Annotated in this window: 1 protein-coding gene; it reads right to left on the reverse strand. The window is 61.6% G+C overall.

Going from position 1 to position 1,813, the window contains the following annotated elements; all coding sequences use genetic code 11:
* On the reverse strand, window positions 1–1,759 hold a 1,759-nt coding region (locus tag FHT19_RS24245), incomplete at its 3' end, for a TonB-dependent receptor (protein ID WP_248290644.1).
* Between the last annotated feature and the right edge of the window lie 54 nt (window positions 1,760–1,813).

Raw genomic sequence — 1,813 nt, forward strand, 5'->3', positions numbered from 1 at the left:
CATAGTTGGGATCGATGAAATCACCATACTTGGCATCGACATAGGTGCCGCTGGCCACCAGCGTCCAGGTGTCCGTCACTTTGAGCTGGCCGGACAGTTCCACGCCCTTGGAGGTTTGGCTGCCCACGTTGCTCAGGGTGTCGGTGCCCACAAGCGTGAGGATGTTGCGCCGTTTGATGTCATAGGCCGCCAGCGTGACCGAGCCGCGCCCGCCCAGCAGGTCAGCCTTGATGCCCACTTCGAACTGGCGCGAGGAGCTCAGGCCGAAATTCTGGTTGGCGTTCACCAGGAAGATATTGGCCCCCACCGGGTCTTTGCCGGTGCTGAACGATGCGTAAGCCGAGATCGTCGGGGCGATATCGTAGACTAGGCCCAAGCGCCAGTTGAACAGCTTGTAGGTGCGGGCAAAGCTGCTGCCAGCGTTGAACGTGCCATCGACGTTGTAGTTCTGGCGGGTAAGATAAAGGTTCTCCGCGCGCACGCCGCCCACGAGCTTGAGCTGGCCGGTCAGGCTCAGGACGTCTTCGCCGAATGCTGCGATCTGGTCCCAGCGCGTGGGGCTCACGCGCTTGGCCAAGGGCCCGAACAGGCCCGGATCGGGATTGTAGGGATCGACGCTGTCGCCATCGGGGAAACCGCGCGAGCGGATGAAATCGAGATGGCTGTAGTCGAGGCCGACCACCACCTTGTTCGCCAGGCCCAGGACTTTGCCATCAAGGCTCGCGCTCAGCTGGTCGCCCAGCAGATCCTGATTGTGGAACACGAAAAAGCGATCGCGATCCACTTTGCCGGTGGTGGTGTTGTATGCATAGGTTTCGGCGTTGATCCACTGCCGCTCGGCATGGAACCAATAGGCGGTGTTGGACACAGTAAGGGTGTCTGACGGCTTCCAGGTCACGGCCAGGCGCGGCCAGACCTGCCAGCTGTTGTCGCGGCTGTCCGAGACGTTGTAGTTGACGAAGCGCATCGCGTGATCGACCACGAGCCCGCCCGACGAGGAGAGAATGCCCTCGATGGGGTCCTTGGCAGCAGAGCGAGGCACCAGCGGGGTGCCGAAATAGTTGGACAGCTTGTCCTTGAGATAATCGACGCTGAATTCCAGCGAGAAGTCGGCCGACGGCTGGTATAGCAAGGTACCGGTGAGATTGAGCGAGTGCGATCCGGCATTCTTCACGAAGCCATCGGTGGTGTGATAGCTGCTGTCGATGCGCAGCGCGACATCGCGCGACAGCACTTTGTTGAACCCGAACCCGGCGCTGACCGTGTTGAACGTGCCGTAGGAGCCCAGCATCTGATAGCTGTCGGCCGCCAGGTCGGCATGCTTGTTGACGATGTTGACGGCACCGCCCACGGCGCCTTGGCCATAGAGCACGGACGCAGGGCCTTTGATCACGTCGATACTGGCGATGTTGAAGGTATTGCCCGGCCGGTTGATCATGTTGGCCGGGCCGAGATAGAGGCCGTTGTGCAACACGGTAATCTGTTCGCCGGTGAAGCCGCGCATCGAGAAGAGCGAGGGATCGCCTGGCGATCCGCCGGACGTGACACCCGGCAGGCTCACCGTCGCTTCCTCCACCGTGCGGAAACCGCGCGTGAGGATTTCGTTGGCATCAATCTGGTCGATCGTGGCGGGCGTTTCGCGCACCGAAAGGTTGAGCCGGCTGCCGGTCGGGATGGCGGTGTCCAGCTTGCGCAGACGCCAACCGGTGACGGTGATCGCGCCCGAGTCTGCAGTGGTGGGTGTAGCTGAAGTTGCCACGTCCTGCGCAAAAGCTGCTCCAGGCGCAAAACTGGCAAAGGCCATCAAAGAGGC

The sequence above is a fragment of the Novosphingobium sp. SG919 genome, assembly GCF_012932495.1.
GTDB classification, from domain to species: Bacteria; Pseudomonadota; Alphaproteobacteria; order Sphingomonadales; family Sphingomonadaceae; genus Novosphingobium; species Novosphingobium rhizosphaerae.